Raw genomic sequence first — 19,252 nt, forward strand, 5'->3', positions numbered from 1 at the left:
AGTGCCGGGATGCCGATCATTCACGACCCCGATCTTGCCGATGTATTGATGAGTGCCAGCGCCGACGACGTGGGCCTGTTGATAGATGTGATCACCGACAACGGCAAGGGCCGCATCTCCCTGTCATCTTCAGTCTGTCGTCAGTTGATGGCCGACAAGGACAAGGGTGTCGGCGAGTCGACCCGGGCTATTTTCGCCGAGGAGCTGACTCGCTTTGGCGGCAACTCACTGGTCAACTTGTTCCGCGGCGGCAGTGGTGTGCCGTACCGCGAGCTGTTGGCGGATGTGGCCGGGCACGTCGGCGCGAAGAACAAGGCGAGCGCCAGCTGCGCCGAGATGGAAATGGCAATCATCACCAAGGTATTCGCCCAGTCCCTGGCGCGGATGAGCGAGGAAGACCGCAAAACACTGTTCGAATCCCTGGGCGGACTGGCGTACCGACCCGGCATGGGGCCGGGGGCATTGGCGGCCTTGCTGGCTTCACTCGGTAGTTCCGGGTTGGCTTCCTACAACGTGGCAGCGGTGGTCGCCAGCGCGACCATGAGCAGCCTGGTAGGGCGTGGCGTGGTGCTGGCGGGTTCGAGCACCCTGGGTCGCGGTCTAGCAGTGCTGGCTGGCCCGGTGGGCTGGGCCATCACCGGGATCTGGACGGCATTCGACCTAGCAAGCCCGGCGTACCGGGTCACCGTGCCCTGCGTCATCCAGATCGGACATATGCGCCAGAAGATGTTGCTCAAACCCACCTGTCCCGGTTGCCACGCGATAGTCGCGGCCGACGCCAACTTCTGTGGCAAATGCGGGATACGCCTGGGCGCCTGATGCCCTCTTTAGACGACCAAGGAGTGAGTCCATGAACCCTGTGATTTCCCCTCTCGAATTTCTCCTGACCAACGTCATCTGCTTTGCTGCCGGCGCGGCCACGGTGGTCGCGCTGAACCTTGCGGCGAAAGCCGTGCATGCCTCCGGCAAACGCGCCGCGCAGAGCGCCACCTGAACCAACGGATTGAGTAGGAGCGAGAACCGTGTACAGCAACCATCACGCCAAGCGACTGGTATCCCTCAAGGGGGAAATCATAAAGATCAATGCAGACATCCAGAGTCTGCGTGCCGACCTCGAATGGTTCGAGCGATTCGACCAGGAGAGCAACCATAGCAGGCTCGCTCAGGTGCAACGGGAAACTCTCGCCGCGCGGGAGCAGCTTGCCAGGGTCGAACAGAGCATCAAGGCCAGCCGCGCTGAGCTGAACAGCGCCAAGGGCGTTGCCGAGGCGGGCTGGTCGCCGTTGCACTGGTTTTCCAGTGAACGGTGCGTGGCTGAGCGCCAGGTCAGCACCCTGCTGGAGCGGCTGGCGCAGTTCAAGAGCCGGCAAGAGGGCTTGGTATCCGGGCTCGGCGAAAGCGAACGGGAGCAGCTGCGCCTGAGCGCCAATTCGCGGCGATACCAGGGCTTCGATTCATTGCAGGCCAAGGCCACCATCACGCAACTGGACAATGACGTGCAACGCCTGCAGGGCGTCGCCGACGAAGTCAGAAAGGACAGCGCCCACTGGGAGGCGGTGGCCGGAGAGGTGTATCGCAATTGGAAAATTACTCATGACCAGTTGCGGGCGACGGAGCGGGACCTCATCGATGCCGAATGCTTCATCAACCAGTTGGACAATGCGCAAAGCTCATTCGATAAAAGGATGGCCCATGACGAATGTGAAAACCGCTTTGGTGTCGGGCAACGCAGTCCGGATAGGGTGTTGAAGGATCGGCAATTCCACCAGCGCAAACTGGAACGGGAAGAGGAAAAACGCAAGCGGCGCCTGCGCGACACCATTCGCCTGCTGGAAAACGAAATCCGCAACTTGGTGGTAGATGGCAATAATCTTTGCTACCTGAACGAAGCGGGCGCAAAACGGCGCTTCATCGGTCTGGAGGTGCTCAAGACACTTGTGCCTCACCTGGCCGCGACTTATGGCGTGACCTTGGTCTTCGATCCGGGCATCCGCCGCCAGCTCGATATGAGCGACAACGCACTCCAAGCGATGTTTCCGCAGGCCCGGGTACTGGTTATGCCGCCCAGCCTCACCGCCGACCATCCGGTGCTGGCCGCCGCGGAGTTCGATGTCGAGACCTATGTGATCAGCAACGACCACTACAGCGATTACCCGGACATGGCTGCGGTCCGAGAGGATCGGGTACTGCATACAGTGGTCCATCGCGACTCTGTGCAGATCCCGCAACTGCAGGTATTGCAGCCTTACTGATGCCTCACGCGTCCGGTGCCTACCGGTCATGTACAACCCACGCCTGTGCGCTCGTACAGGCTAGCAACGAGTCAAGAAAGATGGATCTGAAAGGCCACCTGCTGTACATCGATATCACCCAAATCTGCGGCATCGGTTGCGCGTTCTGCATGTACGCCGACAAGCACAAGACGGGGATGAGCATGGAGTTATCGAGCCTCGCCCGGGAGAACCTGGCGGCGCTGATCAACGCCCCCGACGTCAAGCGCATCTCCATCAGCGGAGAGGGCGAACCCCTCAACAACGCCAGAGTCTTCCACGAGATTCTTGAGCTTTCCCAGGGCGGCAAGCGTTTCGAGTTCATCACAAGCGGCTTCTTTCCCCACGAGAAGATGGCGGAGTTCTATGACACCACCAATCGAATCGTGGTCAGCCGGGGCGACACCTGCAATATCAGACTGAGCTCGGACAGCCACCATATCGAAAAGGTGAAATGGCGGGCTCATGGCTTCAGCCTGGATTACCTGCGACGAAACAAACCGGCCGGGCTGAGCTTTTCGTTTCGCTCGATCGACACTGATCGGGAGTTCACCCGCGACTACCTCCGGGAGGAACTGGCGCGCTGGGGCCTCGACGCCGGGATCGTCGCGGGCAATGCCCTGGAAGATACGCTGGTGGTCGGCGAGGAACGGTTCGGTATCGACTACAAGAACCTCGTCCACCCGGCGGCCGACACGCCACCGGGTTACCTGGATCTGCATGGCTACATCGACGCGATCGAAGCCCGGGTCAACAAGCGCTTCACCCTCGGCAGCCTCAACCCGCCTCCCCACGCCAACGGCATGGACCTGACGGTGAAACCTAATGGTGACGTCTACCTGTACGGCATCGAGCACCAGCGCTTGGGCAATATCCACTTTGACCGGATTGGCTGGGAGCGACTGGCCAGCCATGTACGCGACACGCCCCTGGTCCGCGCCCTTTACAGCAAACCGCTGAGGGATCTGCTGGCGCGTCTCGACGACCTCGAACTGGTGCACAAGATCCTGCGCAAGGCGAATAACCCCTACTGGCTGGTCAAGGAACTGGCTAATCACGATGGTCTGTTGGAACGAATGGTGCCGGCATGATCGACTCCCACAGCCATACCTTTTATTCCAAGCATGCCGTCGGTACGGTGGATGAGTTGGTGCGGGCGTCAATCGCCGCCGGAGTGAAGATCCTCACCATCACCGATCACGCGCCGTTCCCGGTGGACAGCGACAATCGCCTGCTGGAGGCGGAACTGGAGCGCTATTTCGCCGATATTGAGCGGGCACGACAGGAGCACCAGGGGAAGATCAAGATCCTGCGCGGACTGGAGTTCGACTACATGCCGGGTGCGAATGCCTACAACCGCGAGATACTGGCCCGGTACGAGCTGGATTTCGCCATCGGCTCGATCCACTACGTCGAGTTGCCGGGCGAGCCCATGGCCAAGGTCTGGGAGTTGCCCCGGCTATCCGCGCCGGCCTTTCTCGACCGTTATTTCGCCCAACTGCACGCCTTACTGGAGTGCGGGTTGTTCGACGCAGTTGGGCATGCCGACACGCTGCTGCGCGGCGTGGCGGAAGACGTAGTGCTGCGCCGGATGGAACCGCTGCTGCCGCTGTTCGCCCGCAATGGTGTGGCCTACGAACTGAATGCCTCGGGTATTCGCAAGTCGAGCCTGTTGCCCGGTTCGACTCGTGAGGTTCAGGGCGTCTGGAGCTATCCATCACGCACCCTGCTGCCCCAATTGATCGCCCACGGCGCGGCCTTCACCATAGGTTCCGACGCCCACGATCCGCTGGACGCGGGGGCCGGCATCCGCACCCTGGTCGATGAACTGCAACCGCTGGGCCTGGACCGGATCAGCTACTTCGAAGGGCGTAGGCGCATCGACATGCCCCTGGATTTCTTCAGCCTGTCGTCTGGCACCGATACAAGGACTGTCCCGTGAACTCCCGATCGAATGACTGGAAACTACTCGCCACGGCTCCTGTCGACGAACAGCTGGCGCGCTTTCGCGAGGCCGTAGCCCGGCCGCAGGCGGAGGACGTGAATAGAGGTCTGCGCGCGTTCGCTGGCGGCTTGCTTGCGCAAGACCTGATCGATATGGACAGCTATGTCGCGGTGCTCGGTGGTCATGCACTGAACTGTCTTACGCCCGACGACACCAACGGATTCCGCGACATGAGCAGTGGTGCAAGCGCCTCCGAGCTTACGGCCATCTATAGCCGTGCCAAGTACGGCAGCCAGAAGGACATCCTTTTTCTCGCCGGCCTGGTGATCAACTATCTGGAGCGGCAGCTGGATGACCCGGAGTCACACTGGGCACGGCTGTTCACCAGCGCGCGGGAGCACGACGACAATGTGGTGCTGATGACCACTGGCTGGCGCAACGTGCCTTCGACGGCCAACGTGCTCTACGACATCGTGGTGGAGGAGATCAACGTCAAGCTCGCCCATATGGGCCTGCCCACCCTGATCAACGTCAAGCTGCCGCGCATCGCCCCTCCCTGCGAGAACTACGCAAGCCTGAGTACTGAAGAGCGTGAGCGGGTCAATCTTGTCCAGGACCATGTGATTCCCTCGGAAAACTTTTATCGATGGAGCGGCGTGCACGTCATCTTCGGTGACGATGTGCTGGTGACGGGATCAACCGCCGACAAGGTGTTGCGTGAGTCGCTGCTAGCCGGTGCCCGCTCGTTCCAGGCGATCTACCCGGTTGCCATCGATCCGCGGGTCGCCCTGACGGATGCCACCGTCGAGGAGCGCCTGAACATGGTGGAAATCAGCCACCAGCTGGACGACACATTGGCCAAACTGCTTGGGGCCGAGGATTACCAACCGATCCTGCGCACGTTGCGTCTACTGTTTTCGACGGAAAATTACCAAGCCTTGCCGGCATTTCTGGCGCGGGTGCCGGCGGCCAATTGGTTGCGGCTGTACAAGGCGGCTCTGGGGAACGAGTTCCTGCGCCAGGTCGAATGCATACCCTCGCTGACGCTGCTGCGGCACTACCTGGAGGACCTCGGGCTGCTGGGCAGTAGCGGCGTGACGGCAGAGAGGACCCCGTTGTGCGTGTGAACTACGTGAGCTACTGGGAAACGGCGGCGGGGCAAAGCATGCCGCCGTGGATCGCCTTGGCCCTGGTCTCCATGCAACGAGCGCTGGGGGACAATTTCACCCTGCTAACCCCGGGCAGTCTGGAGCATTGCATAGATGCTTCTATCCTCGGCAAGAATTGGCGCTTCGAGCCGCTTACCTTCAGCATGGACAAGGGGATCGAGGCGATCGTCGCCAGGAGCGACTTCATCCGCATGGCCTACGTTCATCGCCATGGCGGAGCCTGGATAGACGCGGACAGCATCCTGCTGCGCGACCCGACCTCCCTGTTGTTCCCGACGGGACTCGACGAGCGACTGCACTGGCACAGCGAATGCCTGTTCGCCTCACTGCCGGGAAACGCCGATCTCGCTGAGGCACTGGCGACCGGGCTCGCGGTCGAGACACATGCCTGGGGCAACCCGGGAGGGATCAAGGAGCTTGTCGCCAGGTCGCCGCATCAGCTGGTGCCAATTTCGCCCTCGGTATGCGACCCGGGTTATCGACCGGTTTACAACTTCGACAGTTGCGCGGTGATGAGGCGCACGGACATTGCAGTGAGCGATTTCCTGCTCCACGACGTAAGCCTGCTGAAGCTGTACAACACCTGGTTCAAGCGGACAGTGACACGCGACGAAACGGTGGCGGAATTCCTTGACGAGGGTACCCTGCTGTCACGCATCTTCCTGCATATCCAACCCGATCGTGGCTATTGGCTGGGGGAGAGTGAGCGCTTGATCCAACACTGTGGCTGATAGTGTTTAGATAAGTTCCACCGCATGCGCCGGCATGTGCACGCGGCAACGTTGAGCCCCGTTTAGCTCTAGGCGAGCAGCGATTACCTCGTGCACGGTCGGGGTATGCCAGTGTGGCGAGCCATGGGCGACGTACAGCCAAGCCGGCACGCGGTGGGCAAGGTGGTCGAACTCCAGCTCGATGCGCAGCAAGTCGAACACCTCCTTGGTACGTCCGCTCGGTGTCCAGGCGAGCGGCGCGGTGCGATGATGGGGATTGATCAAGCGCAGCGGCTGTCGCAGTTGCAGGTTCAGTGTGCCGGGATGACAATCGGCGACTTCAGGAAAAGAGCGGCTAATCAAGGGCAGCTGGCGGGCCAGTGTGCCAGTGGCCACACCCAGACCTGAAACGATATGCGCATCCACTGCGAGAGTCTCAGCGATCGACTCTTGCAGCAGTTCGGCGACTGGTTGAATCACGTCAACATCAGTGAATTCGTTCATGTTTTTCTTGCCGGTATGCGTGTGCTGACGTTGTCCCTGGCGACTAAACACAATCCGGGTATGGTGTGAAAGCGGCGGCAGCCAGGGATTGGAAGAGTTGCTGGCCGGATAGATCGCGACCAATGACGCCTTCAGTCCGACGGCCATGTGCACGATGGCAGTATCGACACTCACAACCACTTTGGCCCGCTGGATTGCACCCCCGACCGCGCGGGGCGTATCCAGTTCGACCAGTGTTCGGACGTTGCAGCGGGCGATGGCGTGCTCGAGCTGCAGTGCCTCAGCCCGGCTGGCGGGACTGCACAGAATGCCGATATGGTGCTGCGGCCAGGCATCCGCCAAGGCCCGGACCAGCGAGAGCGCTTTGGCGAACCCAAGGCTTTTATCAGGTCTGCTGGCATAGGGGTTGATCAGGATATGTGTAATGTTGCTGCCGCCCTGCCGTTCCAGGAGCGGGAGCGGGAGCGGGAGCGGGAGCGGGAGCGGGAGCGGGAGCGGGAGCGGGAGCGGGACAATATAGTCGCGGTTGATCAGGGTCGCACCAAGGTCGAGCAGGACCCGGGTGTAGCGCTCGACCACGTTGAGCTGCGCGGTGGCATCACCCAGCTTGCCGCTGACGCAGTGCAAGGCGTCATCCAGCGAGTAGACCCGGGCGGGCTTAAGCAAACGGATGAACAGCATCTCGATGGGTTGGATACGGCCAACTAGGTGGACAAACACATCGACCGATCCCAGTTCCCGTACCAGTGGGCCCAGCCCGGCCAGCGTAGGTGCGCCATTGACAGGTATGACCCGGTCGACGCCAAAATCGAGCCTATGCAGGTCGACCAGCTCCGGTACGGTGAGCACAGTGACCCGGGCACCGAGCTTACGCGCTTCGCGAAAGAAGAATGAGGAAACGATCGCGTCGCCCAGTTTAGCGTCCCAGCGGGGAAGCACGATATGCAGGGGATTGGCAAGGTCGCGAGCTACCAACTCGCGGTCTACCAAGCAGCGCATCAATAGGCGCGCGATAGCTTTCCGATGGTTTTGAATAATCGACATCAGCTTTTACTTTCGGGACTAGCTACCGATGGTATCCGTAGCGCATGGCTACTACCAGGCGTTGGCCTAAGGAGGAATTTGGAACAATAGAACAGCAAGATGTACTCAATCGCCGGCTACTCGAAAAGCATAGGTTCCACTTCAAAAGTGTAAAACGCATGATGCTTGGTGAATGTAGCCCTGGTTTTCAGTCAAGATTTTTGCGGGCACCACTGAGGAAGTCCAGCAGCGGTTAGGTTTAGGCATAGACGCAACTCAATCGTCTCGATCTGTTACCGTATCTTTCCTAAAGGGCAGCGATAGAGGCATTGCTCGCAAGCAAAGACTGGCTAGGGACACGGCTTCGCTTGAGTGTCGGCGGCCTTGTATGAGCCCATATCTCGGACTGCACTGCGAAATATCCCATAGATTAACCTCACGCCAAGCTGCAGATTGCAAATATCCAACATCTACTCAAAATCCTTATCAAAATACGCGCCGCAGCTGGGACAGATCACATTCGTCACTTGATCAGCGATAGTGGTGTGGTACGTCCAGACGGTGCCGTTTTTGAAAAGAGGCGTAGGGCAGGAGTAGCAGTGGGTTCTGGTCGTCCACACACCACAGTGTCTGCAGTCCAGCAACCATCGCATCGCACCACTCTTGGTGCGCTTCGCTTTGATTGATTGATTGTCGTGGCGCTCGCCACAGCCGATGCAGAAGCTTCGGGATTCCCAGATGGTGTCATCCTGATCCGAGCTCAGTTGCCTCGGCGCAGGGAATGAGCTCTGGAATGCCAAGGCGAGCAGGCGTTTGAGGTGTTGAGTGGATTGGGCGCCGGAGGAGGTGACGCCTGCTTGTATCCAGCCCTGGCGGTGAGCGTTCGTTCTGCTGTAATCGCTATGAGCGCCCCATTCGAGTGGTGATTTGGCCGGACGTACGGTGAGCCCGCAGGGCTGGAGAATGAAGACCTTGGCATTCTCCAGCGCCTGGTCGTAGCCCTTAATGAGTATCAGCTCATCGAGCATCTGGGTAAGCTCGCCCTTCCTCCATTTGCTTCTAAACTTAGCGTCCATCACAAGCCCGATACGCCGTCCTTTGGGTGGGTTGTAACGTGTCGACTGTTCGTCTTCGGTGTGGGTGATGTCGAGGACGAAATCAGGCCTGCGGCCCGACAACATTTCTGCTTGGCAGGTGAGAGATGCACTGATTTTCAAATCATGGCGCAAGCATTCAAACCTGACGTTATTTGATCGTGCCAGCGTGCTGGTAATGAGCTTTTCTTCCCATCCGATTTCAGGCTCGAAGCGAAAGTCGTGGATCAGCAGCGTGAGTATTTTGATGAGGCACCATTTTTCATAGATTTCACTCGCATGCAGTATTCCGATGTTATTGATTTCGTCCAGCTTGGACAGGTCTAGCCCACCTCGATTAATCAGCTGACGGATTTTATTGAATGCCGATACGCATGCGGAGTAGTCCGGGTTGGACACGAGCCGCATTCCGAGCGGAAAACTCGAACTCGGTGCGACCCCGAATTTTGCCAAGCTGGCATCTGTCGCTTGCAGCAGCCCAGCCTCTCGGGCTATTTCCTGTATAGAGGATGCAATGGCTATCCTCTTCTCGGACGAGCGCTTCGCTCGTCGCTGGGCAATGGCTGCCTCACGCTTTAGTTCGCGCAGTTCATTGGTCGAGAGCGCAACCTGCCAATCTTTGACCTCGAGGTATTTGCGCTTCGCAGCCCGGTTTTCGAGCGCATGGGTTTGTGCCCAAATTCCGTGCACCGAAATGAACTTGAGTTCGCGATATCGTTTCCCACTAGAGGTAATCTTCACAGAAGTTTGCGCGCAGCCTGCCAGTGTCAGGTCTTTGCAGAAGTGATGAGCTGCAAGGATCAGCTCGAACACATCCTCAGGCAATACCACAACTCTATAATCGATCTCTGCGTCGCCGGAAGCCTGTTGGCCGTCCTGACGCTCGTAGAAAAAAGCACATTTGTCTCCGTACCTTTTGCCCAAGCGAATCGGGAAACGAGCTATTTGGTCGGGATATTCTGTAGACGGCCCGGTGAAGCATGTAAGTGCTTCGAGCCGACGCGCAATGTCTTGCGTCTGATGATCAAAAACTTCGGGATCGACAGCACGCGATTTTATTGCGCTGTCACGCGAGGCACGCTCGGCCTCCTGTGAGGTCAGTCGACGCAGGAAGTCAGTCTGCAAAGTGGCTGCGGACATATAAGCAGCGGCCACCTTGAGGGCCACCGCTAGCATATGACGCACGTACCGATTCTCGGGAATATCTGCTGACTCGTTGAACACCCGACCTGTAAAGTATCGAGCCGCAGGATTGCGTAAGTACTCATGAAAAGTAGCTGCGTTTGGCCGCAACTTCGCGATCGACTGCGGCGCCTGCCCTTCTCGAATATCGACTGCGGGAGATGCCAGCACTCTGTTGGAGGCAGCGTTCAACGCTTTCAACGCGACAGCCAACTCGGCACCTGACCCAGGACCTTGGCCTGAGGCAGTAGCTGCGGCGGCATCGTTCATGATCATCCAGAGAAGATCACCTCGAAAGTCGTTGATGTAGGCCTGGATGTCGGCGCGACCGAAACTCGAGAGTCTGTTCTCAATCCGCAGCCTCAAATTGCCGAGCCGAATGAAATAAGCGCCCGCACTACGATGAAGCTCGCTGAAGTGACGTTTGTTCAGCGGATCCCAACCGTCGTGCTGCAACCACCACTGGCCGCAGCCCTGCTGATCGGCAATGCGCAACATGGGGGTTTCTTCACCGGATGCACTGACGAAAACAGGGATTGTATTGTCGAGGGCGGACTCAAGGCGTATGCCGAGCCAGGGATGGAAATCGTTGAAGACGGTGCTCTCAACAGATAACTCGCCGCTGGCATCCCGCTCTATCTCCAGCGCGTGAGGTGCCGCCTTAATGTCCCGCGCAACGCCTTCCGATTGCCAGTTAATCATTAGGTATCGCACTTCGATTTGCAGTGACATCAACGGGTCCAGAAATTCGCGATGCCGTTGTTACTCTCAGAGCGCGAAATCAGCTCATCCAGAGACTCGACCGCTGACTCGGTCACTTGGCTTCGGTCAAGCTGTACCAATGTTTGAGCCAATGAGTCGCGCAATCCGATCAGTAAATCACGTCGCTTCTGCCCGTTGGATGAGGCCTTTTCGACATCCAGGATAATTTTGGGCAGAATTTTGTGCACAACGACATTGTTCAACGCGGCTATTGTCCCGATGCCCGCTTCGGCTGCCTTCAGGATGTAATTCAGCGACTGCCTGATAGCGCGCATACCAAACTCAATGCCAAGCGGATCGAGATAGTCTCGTGACAGGGAAATCAGCAGTTTTACCTGAGCATCGGATTGATCAAATGCCGGATACTCAGCGCGCGAACCGATATCAGTGCTCAAGATATTCATAGGCAGCTGCAGATCGAGATCGAACGCCTGCAGCTCACTCTCGACTTCATCCCAGTCCATCAATACGGGATTGCGAAAGCGCATGACGTGGGCACGATCAAGAATTTTAGGTGAGAGATAGTGGGTGGTCTCGTCCACGTTGATTGCCCCGATGATCCAGACGTTCTCCGGAAAACGGAAACCGGCAGGTATATCGATCATGCCCGATAGCGAGCGCCTGATCTTCGCGTGGTAGTTGAGTAGGGTGTCTGCCTCCTGAAAGCCCGCCAGCCTGCGAAGCTCGAGGTTCGCCTGATCATTCATCAATATCTCGCAAAACGAGGCATCGTCTCCAAGGCCGGCGCGTTTTCTGGCCTCTTCCTCGAGCGTGAGGAAAATTTTGTTATCGACAATTGCCTGCCGTTCTTCAGTTGAAGAATAAAGATGTATCCAAGGCGCCTGACTCCTCGTTTCCAGCAAACTCAGAAAATCGGCAAAATAATATTCCACCCGCGCGAGGTTCATTTCGTCTAGGCAGATGAAGTGAGGTATTTGCGGCTCACGCGCCGCCTCCAGCAATGCCAGTAAAAACTGCGATGGGTGATAACGCCGTTCAATCGGGTTGTAGTAGCCAAGCAGGTCGTCCGACCCAGTCCAGTTGGGCTTTACGGGTACAACGGTGCAACGCCCCCCTACAGCCTGCGCAAACGACTTCACTAGGCTGGTCTTGCCCGAGCCTGAATCCCCCGCCAGAACAATTAAGTCATTAGTGCGTAGTAGGGTTATGAAGTCGAGCAACTGAGCACGAGTAAATAGAACACCCTTGCGCCATAGGAAAGCTTGGATGTACGAAGCAAGCCGCTCAAGACTGCCTTCAAGCTCTTTGCCGAAGTGATAGCCGTTGCGTGCATCAAATGTCGTTTGAGAGGGCAGCACTTTCTCTATGTCAGCCCTGTCCACAAGATTGAGTGCGACCATACGCTCGCCTCTTTCACGGAAAAAGGATTCCAGCTCTCCAAACTTGTTCTGCAAGGTAGACGTCCTCTGTGCAAACTCTGCTTCTAACGCTGCGATGCGGTCAGTACGCTGACCGATCTCGACCTCGATGCGCCTGTATTCATCATCAAGTACTGCTTTTCTATCGACGGTTGCCTCGACCTCCTCGCGCATAGCCTGAAGTTTCTCCCCGGCTTGTGCGGTCTCTCTTCGCACTAGGTCTTCCACGGCATCGCGCACCTTGGTAACAATAAAAGGCAACGGTGCTGATTGGATATCCTGAATATGCCACCAACTTTCGGGTATGTGGCTTAGGGGCTCTAGGGTGTTAGGGCGGACCATGCAGGCTAATGGGTCAGCGCGGCTTGTTCGCTCGATCAACGGCGAAAGATCCAACTCGGCGACAGCGAAGCCATCCACCTGCCCCGTTTTCAGATAAGTGCGCAGTTCTGACGGGGGCACGAAAACAGACATACTCGCGCCTGGACTGGCAACTGCCGAAGGAAGTCTGTTGCCTGAGTCGGGATGATGTAATTCGTTAAGAAATCCGAAGTTTTTTCCTTCAGCGCGAGATACACGACCTATTACTCGTAGAGTCGAAGAGCTTTTCTGCTGCCATCTCTGCGCAAGGTGGGTACGTAAGTCCTCGTCTGACCAATCTAATGTGGGTACAAACTCAGTATGGCCTCCTTCGTCGTTGCCGCTCATACCACTGTGATGCGTTTCATCAATCGCCACGTGCTTTCCTGCTCACAACGCTAAATTTAAGCTCAGCATGAGCTTGACGCCCGGATCATGCCAGCGAATCAGAAGCACGTGTATTTATCATGGAATGATAATGTTTGGGCTTACGGCAAGCCGAGTAGCTACGCTGTCGGACATCAAATGCCACAAATTTGCCACACTCGCCCCACTAATCAGGGCGAAAACTCGCTAACCCCAGCTAACACAACCCGTTGATTTCCCAGCTAATCCCCGCTAACGTATTGATTCTAAACGCCGACTTTTAGGACTCCGAAGGCAGGGGTCGTGGGTTCGAATCCCGCCTGGTGCACCATCTTCTTTCCCTTGTGTCACAAGGGATCCGCGTTTCTGATACGTACCTTTCCCCGCCCTGAACTCCCAGCCCTGAAAGTGCTTTTTTACCAAACATTTCCCCTCTTCCTAGGCATTGCAACGTGTGGCCGCTAAGTCCGCTCTAAAATCTGCGGACCGGGTCCCTTTTTGCCGAGTTCATCATTGGGATTGCGCAGCGGGCAGTCGGCTAGGGAAAGACATCCACAGCCTATGCAGCTGTCCAACTCATTACGCAAACGCGTGAGCCGATGGATGCGCTCATCGAGATCTTCTTTCCATTGCGACGACATCTCTTTCCACTGCGCAGCTGTCAGTTTGCTCGCCACGGGGTAGCGGCTAAAGGCCATACGGATTGATTCCAAGGAAATACCGGTGCGTTGCGCCACTTTGATGATGGCGATGTAGCGAAGCATGTTCGCCGGGTATCGCCGCTGATTGCCGTCGCTGCGCGAGCTCACGATCAACCCTTTGGATTCGTAGAAGTGCAGCGTGGAGGCCGCTACTCCGCTGCGCTTAACCACCTCGCCGATCGTCAATGTCCGGTCGGGGCCGACCGTTTTTGATTCTTTGTCCATGCCTCTTGACCTCAAGTTAACTTGAGGTATTAGGGTGTGTCTCGCTGCGTTTGGCAACGCTTTTGAGCAAATAAGTTTGTTCGAAGGCCGTGCGACGTATGGGGTGGCCCCCATGGCAACGGCCAGCAAGACCCATAGGCGATAGTTTTGAAAGAAAGGCGCTTACATGAGTGTGCAGAGTTCACTGTGGCTGTTTCAGTCGGTGTACGCGGTCGGTTTGGCTGCGTGGTTGACGATTGCTGTCATCGATAACGTCAGGGGATTTCGGGAGTTGGTCCACGCGGTGGGCATCACGATGTCGATGACGCCTCTACAACGCTCTCCCGTTATCCGTTCGGTGCTGTCGGAACGTGCGGTGACATCCGTCCATTGGCATCGCTTGGCAGTGTTCTTGCTGTTGGCACTCAAGCTCCTTGCCTGTGTCACCTGCTGGGTCGGTTGTTACCAATTGCTTGTCGGTGGCGACTTAGCGCACGCACGCCCTTGGCTCAATATCGCCTTGAGCGCATTCAGTGCCTTGCTGTTTGCCATGCATCTTGCGGGCCTTTGGTTTGCCTATTGGATACGTGAGGACGACCTTCAACGCGGGCATTTGGCGCTCTTGATCTGGACCTTAGGCGCCTTCTTTCTGTTCAACGGAGCTTGGGCATGAACCGGAACGTATCCCAACCCGAGAACCCATTCGCCCGGCATAAGAAAAAGCTCAAAGGCCTCGCCGTTATCGCCGCGGGCGTCATCATCGCCGCTGTTGTGTACACAGCGGTTAGCGTCGAAGACACCACGCTCACGGCTACAGCACCCACGCCCAAAACCAAGGTGGCACTCGCGACGGTTGAACGCAGCAACGTCCCGCGCTTCATCTCGGGAATCGGCGAACTAGAAGCCGCTCGCCAAGTGCAGGTCGCGGCGGAGGTCGGCGGTAGGGCCACGAAAATCTTGTTCGAATCGGGACAATCGGTCGCCGCGGGTCAGTTGCTGGTGCAACTGAACGATGCTCCCGAGCAGGCCGAGCGCATACGGCTCCAGGCGCAACTGCGTAACGCGCAGAGCGTACACACGCGGACTCGCAAATTGGTCGCCGCGAACGCCGCCACTCAAGAGCAACTTGATACCGCACTGGCCGCACGCGACATGGCGCTGGGTGAGCTTGGTCAAACCCAAGCGAAGATTGCTCAAAAGGCTATCCGCGCGCCGTTTGCCGGTGTTATCGGCATTCGCCGTGTGCATGAAGGGCAGTACCTTAACGCGGGTGATCCCATCGCAAGCTTGGTCGATGCCCGCACGCTCCACGCCAACTTCTCCCTCGACGAACAAAGCAGCCCAGCACTTCACATCGGCCAGTCGGTGCAGGTGTTGGTCGATGCCCTCGCGCACCGCAGCTTTAAGGCCAAGGTCAGCGCGATTGATCCGTTGATCGGCCAGTCTCGTACCGTGCAGGTGCAAGCCACGATGGCCAACCCAGACAGCCTGTTGAAAGCGGGTATGTACGCGAGCATCCAAGTAGCACGTCGGGATACGCAAGCGGTGCTGACTGTCCCTGAAACTGCTGTGACCTACACCGCCTACGGTGACACGGTATTCGTCGCCCATCCTGACGACCAACAGACGCTGATCGTTAAGCGCGTCGCCGTTACAGTCGGCGCCCGGCAAGAGGGGCGCGTGGAAATCGAACACGGCCTGCACGAAAACGAGCAGGTGGTGACGTCCGGGCAGCTCAAGCTGAGTGACGGCATGGCCGTAGAGGCTGTGAAGGAAGACACTTTGGCCCTACCCGGTCGTACCCCGCTTTCCAGCGCCATGATGGATAAATCGCGATGACATTTACCGATGTGTTTGTACGCCGCCCGGTGCTCGCGCTGGTGGTGAGCACGTTGATCTTGTTGATGGGCCTGCTGGCGCTCGGCAAGCTCCCCGTTCGCCAATACCCCACGCTGGAAAGCTCCACCATTACGGTTACGACCGAGTACCCGGGTGCTTCGTCCGAGCTGATGCAGGGCTTCGTGACACAACCGATTGCACAGGCGGTTTCGTCCGTCGAAGGTATCGACTATCTCGCGTCATCCTCAGTGCAGGGTCGTAGCGTGGTCACCGTTCGCATGGAGCTCAACCGCGACTCGACTCAGGCGCTGACCGAGGTCATGGCCAAGGTTAATCAGGTTCGCTATAAGCTGCCGGAGCAAGCCTACGACCCCGTGATCGAGCGTTCGTCTGGCGACTCTACAGCCGTTGCCTACGTCGGCTTTACCAGCGAAACGCTCTCCACACCTGCGTTGACGGACTACTTGGCACGGGTGGTGGTGCCGATGTTCTCCACCCTAGAAGGTGTTGCCAAGGTTGAGGCGTTCGGCGGGCAGCGGCTCGCGATGCGTCTATGGCTGGACGCCGACCGCTTGGCAGCTCGCGGCTTAACGGCCGCCGATGTCGCTCAGGCTGTGCGCCGTAACAACTTCCAGACCGCCCCCGGCAAGGTCGAAGGCCAATACGTGGTGTCGAATATTCGCGTGAATACTGACTTGGCGAGCGTCGCTGAGTTTCGCGAGCTGGTCATTCGCAACGATGGCAACGGCCTGGTGAAGTTGAAGGATGTGGGCACGGTCGAGCTCGGATCTGCGGCCTCAGAAACGAGCGCGCTGATGGATGGCAAGCCCGCTGTACACCTAGGTCTGTTTCCAACGCCGGCCGGCAATCCGCTGGTCATCGTGGCCGGCATTAAGGACATGCTCCCGCAGATCCGTAAGACGCTGCCGCCTGGCGTGCAGGTCGAGCTGGCCTTCGAAACCTCGCGTTTCATTGAAGCGTCCATCGACGAAGTCATGCACACCTTGCTTGAAGCCATGCTCATCGTTGTGCTGGTGATCTACCTTTGCCTCGGCTCTTTGCGCACCGTGCTGATCCCCGTGGCGACCATTCCCCTGTCGATGCTGGGCGCAGCCGCGTTGATGCTGGCTTTCGGCTTCAGTATCAACTTGCTAACGCTGCTGGCCATGGTGCTGGCTATCGGACTGGTAGTGGACGATGCCATCGTGGTGGTGGAAAACGTTCACCGGCACATTGAGGCAGGTAAACCCCCGGTGGTCGCTGCACTGGTGGGGGCTCGCGAAGTGGCTGGGCCGGTGATCGCAATGACGATGACGCTGGCGGCCGTCTATGCGCCCATTGGGCTGATGGCCGGTCTGACGGGCGCACTGTTCAAGGAGTTCGCATTAACGCTGGCGGGTGCGGTGGTGGTGTCGGGGGTAGTGGCATTGACGCTATCGCCGGTGATGAGTTCGTTTCTGTTGCCGCCCAAGCAGCAGGAAGGCCGCATGGCGCGGGCCGCCGAGCACTTCTTCAGTGGTTTGACGCGGCGCTATGGGCAAATGCTGGGGGTTTCTCTAAAGCATCGTTGGGTCAGTGGCGCTCTCGCGCTGTTTGTCGTGTTAAGCCTGCCGCTGCTGTATCAGATGCCGCAGCGGGAGCTGGCACCCGCCGAAGACCAGGCCAATGTACTGACTGCGATCAAAGCACCGCAGCACGCGAATCTGGACTACGTGGAGCGTTTTGCTTACAAACTCGATGCGGTTTACTCGAGCATCCCCGAAACCGTCAGCACTTGGATCATCAATGGCAGTGACGGGCTGGCATCAAGTATCGGCGGTATCAACCTGTCGCCGTGGGGCGAGCGCGAGCGGCCCGCTGAGGCCATCCAGTCGCAGTTGCAAGGTGCCGTCAACGAGGTCGAAGGCACCCAGATTTTTGCCTTCCAACTGGCAGCGCTGCCCGGTTCCACGGGTGGCCTGCCGGTGCAGATGGTGCTGCGCAGCGCGCAGGGGTATCCCGTTCTGTACCAAACCATGGAAGACATCAAGCAGCGCGCCCGAGACAGCGGTCTGTTTGCCGTTGTCGACAGCGACCTCGATTACAACAACCCGGTGGTGCAGGTGAGTGTCGACCGCGCCAAAGCCAATAGTTTGGGCATTCGCATGCAAGACATCGGTGAATCATTGGCCGTGCTTGTCGGTGAAAACTACCTAAATCGTTTCGGCATGGAGGGCCGCTCGTATGACGTCATTACGCAAAGCCTGCGCGATCAGCGGTTAACGCCGCAGGCGCTGGCCCGCCAGTTCGTGCGTACCCAAGATCAAACCCTTGTGCCGTTGTCCACAGTCGTGCAGATCTCAATGCAGGTCGAACCCAACAAGCTAACGCAGTTCAACCAGCAAAACGCCGCGACCTTGCAGGCCATCCCTGCCCCAGGCGTGTCGCTGGGTGAGGCGGTGGCCTTTCTCGATGACGTGACAAGCCGTCTGCCCGCAGGCTTCAGCCATGACTGGCAGTCAGACGCCCGCCAATACGTGCAAGAAAGCAGCGCACTGGTGTTCGCCTTTCTGGCCGCTCTGGTGATCATTTATCTGGTGCTGGCCGCGCAGTACGAAAGTCTGATCGACCCCTTGATCATCCTGATCACGGTGCCGCTCTCGATAGCCGGGGCATTGCTTCCATTGGCGCTGGGCTTCGCCACCCTGAATATTTATACGCAAATCGGACTCGTGACCCTGATCGGCCTTATCAGCAAGCACGGCATTTTGATGGTCGAGTTTGCCAACGAACTGCAGGCGCGAGAGGGGCTGGGCCCACAGACGGCTATCCTACGCGCCGCGCAGATACGCCTTCGGCCCGTGCTGATGACTACCGCCGCCATGGTGTTCGGCTTGGTGCCGCTGCTTTTCGCCAGCGGTGCGGGCGCTAACAGCCGCTTTGGGCTGGGGGTGGTGATCGTGTCCGGGATGCTGATCGGCACGCTCTTCACCTTATTCGTACTGCCCACGGTTTACACCCTGCTGGCCCGTAATCATTCGACCCATGCCATGACTCTTCGCAAGCGCCAGCTGGCTGAAGCGGATGCTTGCGAAGACGCTGCGCGGCCACGGAGAACCTCATGAAAAAGTATCACGCATGGATCGTCGCCCTAGGTGCCAGCACGGTGCTGACCGGCTGCACGGTGGGCCCGCACTACGCCAAACCGACCACGCCGCTCATTACACTGGCGGGCACGTCAACCGACGAATTTAACGCGTCAGCTCGCGCGGCGCCGTGGTGGTCATTCTTCGATGAGCAACAGCTCACGCAGCTGATCTCCACGGCACTGGTGCACAACCATGACATTCGACAGGCGCGGGCTAATTTACAGGCGTCTCGTGCGGTGTTCGATGAACGTAATTTGGATCGGCTGCCTACCGTCACCGCGCAGGCGGACTTCCAACGCAGCATGGCGCAACAGGCCGACACCAACGGCGACCCCGAACGCAGACTGTCCGAAACTTGGAGGGCAGGTTTTGATGCGCAATGGGAGATTGATCTGTTTGGACGATTGAACCGCTTAAGTCAGGCGGCTCAGGCTCGCTCGGAGGCGGCGCAAGCAGAACTGGACTTGGTCCAGCTCACCATCGCGGCCGATGTTGCGCGCGCTTACTACGAAGGCCAAGGCTTGCAGCGCAGATTGGACGTGGCGCAGGCGCAGGCGCAAAGCTGGCGAGAGACGCTGAAACTAGTTCGGGCGCGTGTCGCGCTGGGCAGCGGCGC

General features: G+C 58.3%; 15 protein-coding genes. 11 read left to right on the forward strand and 4 right to left on the reverse strand.

Going from position 1 to position 19,252, the window contains the following annotated elements; all coding sequences use genetic code 11:
• Positions 1 to 9: 9 nt before the first annotated feature.
• From AQS70_RS11160 to AQS70_RS11185, 7 genes are all read left to right on the forward strand, one after another.
• On the forward strand, positions 10 to 819 hold the full coding sequence (locus tag AQS70_RS11160) for a ubiquinol-cytochrome C chaperone family protein (protein ID WP_055102833.1): 810 nt from the start codon (positions 10 to 12) through the stop codon (positions 817 to 819).
• Positions 820 to 850: 31 nt separating this feature from the next.
• Positions 851 to 994, forward strand: a complete 144-nt coding sequence (locus AQS70_RS23850; RefSeq protein WP_164488184.1) for a hypothetical protein — start codon at positions 851 to 853, stop codon at positions 992 to 994.
• 28 nt (positions 995 to 1,022) lie between these two features.
• On the forward strand, positions 1,023 to 2,252 hold the full coding sequence (locus AQS70_RS11165) for an AAA family ATPase (RefSeq protein WP_055102834.1): 1,230 nt from the start codon (positions 1,023 to 1,025) through the stop codon (positions 2,250 to 2,252).
• Between the two features lie 80 nt (positions 2,253 to 2,332).
• Entirely contained in the window at positions 2,333 to 3,361 is a 1,029-nt protein-coding gene (locus tag AQS70_RS11170) for a radical SAM family protein (RefSeq protein ID WP_055102835.1), read from the forward strand.
• On the forward strand, positions 3,358 to 4,212 hold the full coding sequence (locus AQS70_RS11175) for a histidinol-phosphatase (RefSeq protein ID WP_055102836.1): 855 nt from the start codon (positions 3,358 to 3,360) through the stop codon (positions 4,210 to 4,212). Before AQS70_RS11170 ends, AQS70_RS11175 begins: the two co-directional genes overlap by 4 nt.
• A complete protein-coding gene (locus tag AQS70_RS11180; protein WP_055102837.1) occupies positions 4,209 to 5,342 on the forward strand; it encodes a hypothetical protein in 1,134 nt (377 codons plus the stop codon). Before AQS70_RS11175 ends, AQS70_RS11180 begins: the two co-directional genes overlap by 4 nt.
• Positions 5,333 to 6,115: a glycosyltransferase gene (locus AQS70_RS11185; protein ID WP_082428086.1), complete on the forward strand. Its 783-nt coding sequence runs from the start codon at positions 5,333 to 5,335 to the stop codon at positions 6,113 to 6,115. The genes AQS70_RS11180 and AQS70_RS11185 overlap by 10 nt, the downstream gene beginning before the upstream one ends.
• Positions 6,116 to 6,121: 6 nt before the next feature.
• Here the strand turns inward: AQS70_RS11185 and AQS70_RS11190 are convergent, their stop codons facing one another.
• From AQS70_RS11190 to soxR, 4 genes are all read right to left on the reverse strand, one after another.
• Positions 6,122 to 7,642, reverse strand: a complete 1,521-nt coding sequence (locus AQS70_RS11190) for a glycosyltransferase family 9 protein (RefSeq protein WP_055102838.1) — start codon at positions 7,640 to 7,642, stop codon at positions 6,122 to 6,124.
• 449 nt (positions 7,643 to 8,091) lie between these two features.
• Positions 8,092 to 10,629, reverse strand: coding sequence for a hypothetical protein (locus tag AQS70_RS11195; RefSeq protein WP_055102839.1), 2,538 nt, complete (start codon positions 10,627 to 10,629; stop codon positions 8,092 to 8,094).
• Complete coding sequence (locus tag AQS70_RS11200; RefSeq protein WP_241492830.1) at positions 10,629 to 12,776, reverse strand: McrB family protein; 2,148 nt, start codon at positions 12,774 to 12,776, stop codon at positions 10,629 to 10,631. The genes AQS70_RS11195 and AQS70_RS11200 overlap by 1 nt, the downstream gene beginning before the upstream one ends.
• A 449-nt stretch (positions 12,777 to 13,225) precedes the next feature.
• Positions 13,226 to 13,690: a redox-sensitive transcriptional activator SoxR gene (gene soxR, locus AQS70_RS11205; protein WP_055102841.1), complete on the reverse strand. Its 465-nt coding sequence runs from the start codon at positions 13,688 to 13,690 to the stop codon at positions 13,226 to 13,228.
• Positions 13,691 to 13,856: 166 nt separating this feature from the next.
• On the opposite strand from soxR, the gene AQS70_RS11210 reads away from it, so the two are divergent.
• From AQS70_RS11210 to AQS70_RS11225, 4 genes are all read left to right on the forward strand, one after another.
• Positions 13,857 to 14,342, forward strand: coding sequence for a DUF2165 family protein (locus tag AQS70_RS11210; RefSeq protein ID WP_055102842.1), 486 nt, complete (start codon positions 13,857 to 13,859; stop codon positions 14,340 to 14,342).
• Entirely contained in the window at positions 14,339 to 15,508 is a 1,170-nt protein-coding gene (locus tag AQS70_RS11215) for an efflux RND transporter periplasmic adaptor subunit (RefSeq protein ID WP_055102843.1), read from the forward strand. The genes AQS70_RS11210 and AQS70_RS11215 overlap by 4 nt, the downstream gene beginning before the upstream one ends.
• Positions 15,505 to 18,612 carry a MexW/MexI family multidrug efflux RND transporter permease subunit gene (locus tag AQS70_RS11220; RefSeq protein WP_055102844.1) on the forward strand — a complete coding sequence of 1,036 codons (3,108 nt, stop codon included), beginning with the start codon at positions 15,505 to 15,507 and terminating at the stop codon, positions 18,610 to 18,612. The genes AQS70_RS11215 and AQS70_RS11220 overlap by 4 nt, the downstream gene beginning before the upstream one ends.
• Positions 18,609 to 19,252 (forward strand): TolC family protein (locus AQS70_RS11225; RefSeq protein ID WP_162233900.1); only part of this gene is annotated, 644 nt, incomplete at its 3' end. The genes AQS70_RS11220 and AQS70_RS11225, both read left to right, overlap by 4 nt.

Origin of the sequence: Pseudomonas endophytica (assembly GCF_001411475.1) — a bacterium.
GTDB lineage: Bacteria > Pseudomonadota > Gammaproteobacteria > Pseudomonadales > Pseudomonadaceae > Aquipseudomonas > Aquipseudomonas endophytica.

Excerpts from the sequence above, each read along its gene's own strand:
- AQS70_RS11160 (WP_055102833.1), top strand. The coding sequence starts at position 10 with ATGCCGATCATTCACGACCCCGATCTTGCCGATGTATTGATGAGTGCC.
- AQS70_RS23850 (WP_164488184.1), top strand. The coding sequence starts at position 851 with ATGAACCCTGTGATTTCCCCTCTCGAATTTCTCCTGACCAACGTCATC.
- AQS70_RS11170 (WP_055102835.1), top strand. The coding sequence starts at position 2,333 with ATGGATCTGAAAGGCCACCTGCTGTACATCGATATCACCCAAATCTGC.
- AQS70_RS11175 (WP_055102836.1), top strand. The coding sequence starts at position 3,358 with ATGATCGACTCCCACAGCCATACCTTTTATTCCAAGCATGCCGTCGGT.
- AQS70_RS11190 (WP_055102838.1), bottom strand. The coding sequence starts at position 7,642 with ATGTCGATTATTCAAAACCATCGGAAAGCTATCGCGCGCCTATTGATG.
- AQS70_RS11195 (WP_055102839.1), bottom strand. The coding sequence starts at position 10,629 with ATGTCACTGCAAATCGAAGTGCGATACCTAATGATTAACTGGCAATCG.
- soxR (WP_055102841.1), bottom strand. The coding sequence starts at position 13,690 with ATGGACAAAGAATCAAAAACGGTCGGCCCCGACCGGACATTGACGATC.
- AQS70_RS11210 (WP_055102842.1), top strand. The coding sequence starts at position 13,857 with ATGAGTGTGCAGAGTTCACTGTGGCTGTTTCAGTCGGTGTACGCGGTC.
- AQS70_RS11215 (WP_055102843.1), top strand. The coding sequence starts at position 14,339 with ATGAACCGGAACGTATCCCAACCCGAGAACCCATTCGCCCGGCATAAG.
- AQS70_RS11220 (WP_055102844.1), top strand. The coding sequence starts at position 15,505 with ATGACATTTACCGATGTGTTTGTACGCCGCCCGGTGCTCGCGCTGGTG.